We start from the raw sequence: 6,115 nt of genomic DNA on the forward strand, positions 1-6,115 counted from the left end.
AATGAATCTTGCCCTGACAGAAGAGGAAGCTGCGTTTCGTGACGAGATGCGGACGTTCTTCACCACCGAGATTCCCGCGGAGATCCGCGAGAAGAACAGGGTGGGGGTCGAGCTCACCAAAGAAGACGTGGTGACGACGATGCGGATCTTGAACGCGAACGGACTCGCTGTTCCGCATTGGCCGACGGAGTTCGGTGGACGGGATTGGACGGACGCGCAGCGGCACATCTGGCTCGACGAGATGCAGCTGGCGTCGGTGCCGGAGCCGTTGACGTTCAACGCGTCGATGGTCGGTCCGGTCATCGCGACCTTCGGTTCGCAGGAACAGAAGGAGAAGTTCCTCCCGAAGACCGCGAATCTGGACATCTGGTGGTGTCAAGGGTTCTCCGAGCCGGAGGCGGGTTCGGATCTCGCGTCGTTGCGCACGACGGCTACCCGTGACGGCGACGACTACATCGTCAACGGCCAGAAGACGTGGACGACGCTCGGCCAGTACGCCGACTGGATCTTCGCTCTCGTGCGCACCAACCCGGATGCGCCCAAGAAGCAGGCGGGCATCTCCTTCCTGTTGATCGATCTGAAGACTCCCGGCATCACGGTCCGCCCGATCAAGCTCATCGACGGTAGCGTCGAGGTCAACGAGGTGTTCTTCGAGAACGTCCGCGTTCCGGCGGAAAACCTTGTCGGAGAAGAGAATCAGGGCTGGAGCTACGCGAAGTTCCTGCTCGGCAACGAGCGCACCGGCATCACCCGGCTCGGCCACACCAAGGTTGCTCTGGAAGAGGCCAAGAAGCACGCTGCGGCAACGAAACTCGGCACCGGCACGCTCCTCGACGATCCGCTGTTCGCCGCGCGCATCGCGGAACTCGAGAACGACATCGTGGCACTGGACATCACCCAGCTGCGGTTGGTGTCGGGTAGTTCGGACGGCAAGCCCAATCCGGCGTCGTCCATACTCAAACTGCGCGGATCCGAGCTGCAGCAAGCCGTCACCGAATTGCTGATGGACATCGCCGGCCCGGATTCGCTGCCGTACGAGGCGGGAGACGACATCGAGAGCGAGGGCTGGGCACAGCGATCGGTGCCCACGTATCTCAACTACCGCAAGGTGTCGATCTACGGCGGCTCCAACGAAGTGCAGCGTCAGATCATCTCGTCGACGATTCTCGGATTGTGAGGTTTCAGCCATGGATTTCGAACTGAACGAAGAACAGAAACTTCTCCGAGACACCACCCGTGAGGTGCTCGTCCGGGCGTACGACACGGAGAAGCGAAACAAGATCGTCGCCGACGACCCAGGCTGGTCGACCGACGTGTGGAAGCAGCTCGCCGAGGTCGGCCTGCTGGGGCTGAGTTTCTCCGAGGACGACGGCGGCATGGACGCGGGCCCCGTCGAGATCATGGCCGTCATGACCGAGGTCGGACGACGCCTGGCACCCGAGCCGATTCTCGACGCGGTGCTCGTCCCCGGCGGATTGATCGCCGACGTCGGGAGCACGGGTCAGCGGGGGCGAATCCTACCGGGCGTGGCCGAGGGGACGACGCTGCTTGCGTTCGCGCACAACGAGACCGGCAGTCGCTGGCCGCACATCGACGTCACGGTGTCCGCGACCGAGGACGGCGGGGCCTGGGCGTTGAACGGGGTCAAGAATCCGGTTCCGCACGGCGCGAGTGCCGACCTTCTCGTCGTCAGTGCGGCGTTGCCCGGCAATGGCGTCGGACTGTTCCTGGTCGACGGTGACGCACAGGGACTGACGCGCAAGGGGTATCGCACGCACGACGGTGGGCGTGCGGCACAGTTGTCGTTCTCGGACGTCGCTGCGGAGCCGTTGGGTGAGGGCTCGGACGCGACCGATGCCATCGTCGCGTCGGAGGTGCGGGCGCAGGCTGCCCTGTGTGCCGAGGCCGTCGGCGCGATGGAAGAGGCACTGCGGTTGACGACGGATTATCTGAAACAGCGCAAGCAGTTCGGTGTTCCGCTCGCGAAGTTCCAGGCGTTGACGTTCCGTGCGGCGGACATGTACGTGCTGCTCGAACTCGCACGCAGCATGTCGCTCTACGCAACGATGAATCTGGCCGACGGCGTCGTCGATCCGACGGTCGCGTCGCGGGCGAAGCTGCAGATCTCACGGTCGTCGCGCAAGCTGGGGCAGGAAGCGATCCAGCTGCACGGTGGAATCGGCGTCACCGCGGAATACCCGGTGGGACACTATGTTTCGCGGCTGGTGGCGATCGAGCACACCCTCGGCGGCGGCGACGAACACCTGCGTGTGTTGAGCGCCTGACGGCGCCCGTGCGTGGGAATGCATAGCCTGCTATGTATTCCCACGCACGTGGGGCCCGACTTACCCTGGGGCGCGAGCCCGGCTGGTTCTCGTCCTGCCGGAACCAACGCTGCTACGTCAGCGAGCGACTCGACGTCGACCGTGCTGTTCGCGAGCTGTTCACGTCCCGTCGTCCGCAGGTTGCTTTCAGGAAGGGTGCTTACTGTGAACTGTACGAACCACTGACGTCGTATCGGAAGCGAGTGACCGATGAAGTCCCGGACAGCGGAGTACCCGCGCCCGAATCACTGTTTGCTGCATATCACCGATACCCACCTGATCGCCGATGGTGACCTCTACGGTCATGTCGACAGCGCGGCTCGGTTGAGTGATGTTCTGAAGAGCATCGAAGCGTCCGGAATCCGTCCCGACGCACTCGTGTTCACCGGCGATCTGACCGACCGCGGCGAGTCTCGTGCGTACGACGCCTTGCGTGCCCTCGTCGAACCGGTCGCGGACGCACTGGGTGCTCGAATTGTCTGGGCGATGGGCAATCACGACGACCGTGCTGGTTTTCGCACCCGACTGCTCGACGAAGTGCCGTCTACGGGGCCGATCGATCGGGTCCACGACATCGAGGGTCTTCGTGTGATCACGCTCGACTCGACGGTGCCCGGCCATCATCACGGGGAGATATTCGACGACCAATTGCACTGGCTGGCGGAGGTTCTTGCAACGCCGGCCGAGCACGGGACCATCCTGGCGATGCATCACCCGCCGGTACCGGCGGTGCTCGACCTTGCGGTTCTGGTCGAGTTGATCGGTCAGACGAAGCTCGCGGCAGTGTTGCGAGGTACCGATGTACGCTCGATCCTGGCGGGCCATCTGCACTACTCGACGTCGGCAATGTTCGCCGGAATCCCGGTCTCGGTGGCGTCGGCGACGTGTTACACGCAAGATCTCGGTGTCGAGTCCGGCGCACTTCGTGGCCGTGACGGCGCACAGGCGTTCAATGTGGTACGGGTGTACGACGACACGGTCGTCCATTCCGTCGTGCCGATCGGCTCCTACGAGACGGTGGGGGAGTACGTTCCTGCCGATGAAGTTGCCCGCCGGCTGGAATCGGCCGGTGTCCGGATCGCTGACAGCGCAAGGCCTTCCCGCGTCAGTCTGTGATTTCCCAGGGCGCCGCGATCGGGAAATAGCGGTCGAGGAATTCGGTGACTCGTCGGGTTCGGGCGTCGAGGTCGACTTCGGGGAAACTGCCGTCGTTGAGACAGAAGAAGTCGACCGCGCGCTTGGGAAGCATGTGTTCCATCGCGTGCAGTCCCGAGTGAGCGGTGGTGTCTATGTATGTCACCTTCGCATCTCTCTGCACGACGGCGCGTCCGCTCATGAGCGCGTAGTAGTGATAGAGCGAATTGGTGACGGAGATGTTCGTACTCGCGCGGAAGACACTCGCCGCGGTGGCGGCGAACTCGTCGGGAAACTCGTTCTCCATCTCCTGCATGATGCTCTTGCGCAGCGGTGTCGCTACGTGTTCGAGGTGCCGGGTCGTCACCAGTCCGAACCGGTCCTGAAGCAACCGGCGGTTCACCCGTGCGGCGTTCTCGTAACCGCTGCGATCCTTGTCGTTGCAACCGAGACCGATACGTGTCGTGCCCTCGATGAACATGCTGATTCCGCCGGGCGAGAAGAACATCTGCGGTGCGACGGGCCTGCCGAAGAACATGTCGTCGTTGGAGTACAGGAAATGCTCCGACAGTCCGGGGATGTGGTGCAGCTGGGATTCTACTGCGTGCGAATTGTGGGTCGGCAGAACGGAAGTGTCGGTGAAGAACATCTCGCTCGGCACGAAGGTCACCCGAGGATCGTCGGCCAACCACGCCGGCCGCTCCGAATCCGTAGCGACGAAGATACGACGGATCCACGGGGCATACATATGGACCGAGCGCAGTGCGTACTTCAGCTCGTCGATCTGGCGAAATCGCGCAGCGGACGCGTCACCCTCGCCCACGACATAGCTCTGCATCCGCCGAGCGCGCTGCGCTTGGAACGCGGCGGAGGAACCGTCGACCCAGGAGAAGACGATGTCGATCTCGAAATTGATGTCCGACGCATGGTCGGCGAACATGCTCTCGATCGTCGGCCAAGTCTCGCCGAAACGTTCGACGGTTCCGCGGACAGCTTCGTCCTGCCTGATGGTGCGGCGCGTCAGTGAATTCTCGACGGGGAGAACGATTTCCGTGGGGGAGAACGACCACAGCTCGATCTGTATGCCTGTTGCGGCGCCGTAGTTCAGTCTGCTGACGGGCTCGAGGCGTGGGCGAAAGAGCCGAAAGATTCGTGCGTCGGCGGCATGCGGCGGCATGCCGTCGGCGATGAGTACTGCTTTGCCGTGCTTGACGTCGACGGTCTTGCAATAGAACGGTTCGCGCGAGCATGCCCCGACCAGAGCAGCCCAGAGTGTCTCACGCGCCGAATGCTGCACGGCAATGACCGGACGCTCGTCGTTGCCGCGCACGAGGAGATAGGTGATGAGTGCCGTCTCGAGCACGCGACGAACGAACAGTAGATCTTCGACCATCGCTTGGTGGGGCGTCGTCGAGGTGATCGACAACGCGAACCTGCCCGAGAAGGAAACCACGTCGGTGCGGTCGGTCAGCGCTACGACGGGCCGCGCGGATCCGCCGGTCACGGAGTCCTCCGGATCGTTCCCGGATGGAACGAGGTAGATTTCGTAGGGCAGTGAGGGCGAAATGATGGCGGCCTTTCTCCAGGTGAGCTGGCCGAGGGCTCCCGGAGCGTGGCACCAGTCTATAGCCGGCGGGGCCGACTCGACGGGCCTGGAGGCGAGCAAGCCCCCGGTGAAGGCCCGAGACGTAGAACAGGGTATCGGACAGCTAGCCGGTTCGGTCCAGAGGCAGCGCGGCTCGCTCCGCCCGGCCCCGAGAGCGAGGGCGTCCCTCGCTCACTCCAAGTGACCGGATAGCCACATTCGGTCAACCGGCGGCACGCCGCAGCAGCACCACCACATCCATTCGCTCGGCGGGAGTCCCGTCGGGATCGACAGCCGGACGCGGCCGGTCCTCGGCGACGACCGTCGTCCATTCCGCGTCGTCGAACAAAGACGTGATGGCGTCGACGTCGAACAACAGTTGACTGTGCTTGTGCTGCGACGCGAGGTGGTCGTTCGGGCTGTGTCCGACGATGAGCAGATGTCCACCGGGTGCGACGGCACGGCCGAAGCGCTGGAACGCCGGTCCGGTCTGGTGGGCGGGTAGCTGGAAGAAGTGAGCGGTGACGAGGTCGTATCGGCTCGTAGGCTCCCACTCGAGCAGGTCGCGGTGCAGCCATTCGATGTTCCGGTCGCCCTGCTCGTCGCGTGCTCGCTGCAGCGCGACCTCGGAGATGTCGGCGCCGGTGGTGGTCCAGCCGTGATCAGCGAGCCAGCGCGCGTCGCCGCCCTCGCCGCTGCCGATGTCCAGTGCGGTGCCCGGCGTCAGCTTCGATACCTCGGTGACGAGGACGGGATTGGCGTTGCCGCTCCAGCGCTGCGCCTGCTCGGTGTAGAGGTTGTCCCAGAACGGCTGATCGAAGACGGGCTGCTCGTCGTGTGTGTGCATGTCACGAGAGTGCCAGTGAAATGCGGAATGCGCAATAATATTTGCTGTATCGGCAAACCGGCTGTGAGTGGAAAGTTGCAACCTGGGCCAACTATCCGCGCAGTGATACTGGAATGGTTCGTCGATGCAGTGGTTTGACTCGTTTCCGCGCTGACGCCGATGGCTGTCTTTCCCGTGATGTGTCGGCTGCTGCATCGATGGACACCTGAAGCACACGCGACCGGT

Annotated in this window: 5 protein-coding genes; 3 read left to right on the top strand and 2 right to left on the bottom strand. The window is 63.5% G+C overall.

Annotation, left to right across the window (positions count from 1 at the left end):
- Position 1 precedes the first annotated feature (1 nt).
- The 3 genes from DK926_RS03415 to DK926_RS03425 all read left to right on the top strand — a co-directional run bounded on the left by DK926_RS03415 (position 2) and on the right by DK926_RS03425 (position 3,440).
- Positions 2 to 1,177 carry an acyl-CoA dehydrogenase family protein gene (locus DK926_RS03415; protein ID WP_068427072.1) on the top strand — a complete coding sequence of 392 codons (1,176 nt, stop codon included), beginning with the start codon at positions 2 to 4 and terminating at the stop codon, positions 1,175 to 1,177.
- Between the two features lie 10 nt (positions 1,178 to 1,187).
- Complete coding sequence (locus DK926_RS03420) at positions 1,188 to 2,285, top strand: acyl-CoA dehydrogenase family protein (RefSeq protein ID WP_114328568.1); 1,098 nt, start codon at positions 1,188 to 1,190, stop codon at positions 2,283 to 2,285.
- 249 nt (positions 2,286 to 2,534) lie between these two features.
- On the top strand, positions 2,535 to 3,440 hold the full coding sequence (locus DK926_RS03425) for a phosphodiesterase (protein ID WP_114328570.1): 906 nt from the start codon (positions 2,535 to 2,537) through the stop codon (positions 3,438 to 3,440).
- On the opposite strand, the gene DK926_RS03430 is transcribed toward DK926_RS03425, so the two are convergent.
- Both DK926_RS03430 and DK926_RS03440 read right to left on the bottom strand, forming a co-directional pair.
- Positions 3,430 to 4,851, bottom strand: a complete 1,422-nt coding sequence (locus DK926_RS03430; RefSeq protein ID WP_114328728.1) for a stealth family protein — start codon at positions 4,849 to 4,851, stop codon at positions 3,430 to 3,432. The two genes, DK926_RS03425 and DK926_RS03430, sit on opposite strands and share 11 nt — an antisense overlap.
- Positions 4,852 to 5,266: 415 nt before the next feature.
- Positions 5,267 to 5,890 (bottom strand): class I SAM-dependent methyltransferase, encoded by a 624-nt coding sequence (locus DK926_RS03440; protein WP_114328574.1) that lies wholly within the window; start codon positions 5,888 to 5,890, stop codon positions 5,267 to 5,269.
- Between the last annotated feature and the right edge of the window lie 225 nt (positions 5,891 to 6,115).

It is taken from the genome of Rhodococcus sp. Eu-32 (assembly GCF_003336925.1).
Taxonomy (GTDB): domain Bacteria; phylum Actinomycetota; class Actinomycetes; order Mycobacteriales; family Mycobacteriaceae; genus Rhodococcoides; species Rhodococcoides kyotonensis_B.

Bases quoted from the DNA above. Each gene is read 5' to 3' on its own strand.
- DK926_RS03425 (WP_114328570.1), top strand. From the start codon at position 2,535: ATGAAGTCCCGGACAGCGGAGTACCCGCGCCCGAATCACTGTTTGCTG.
- DK926_RS03430 (WP_114328728.1), bottom strand. From the start codon at position 4,851: ATGGTCGAAGATCTACTGTTCGTTCGTCGCGTGCTCGAGACGGCACTC.
- DK926_RS03440 (WP_114328574.1), bottom strand. From the start codon at position 5,890: ATGCACACACACGACGAGCAGCCCGTCTTCGATCAGCCGTTCTGGGAC.
- DK926_RS03415 (WP_068427072.1), top strand. From the start codon at position 2: ATGAATCTTGCCCTGACAGAAGAGGAAGCTGCGTTTCGTGACGAGATG.
- DK926_RS03420 (WP_114328568.1), top strand. From the start codon at position 1,188: ATGGATTTCGAACTGAACGAAGAACAGAAACTTCTCCGAGACACCACC.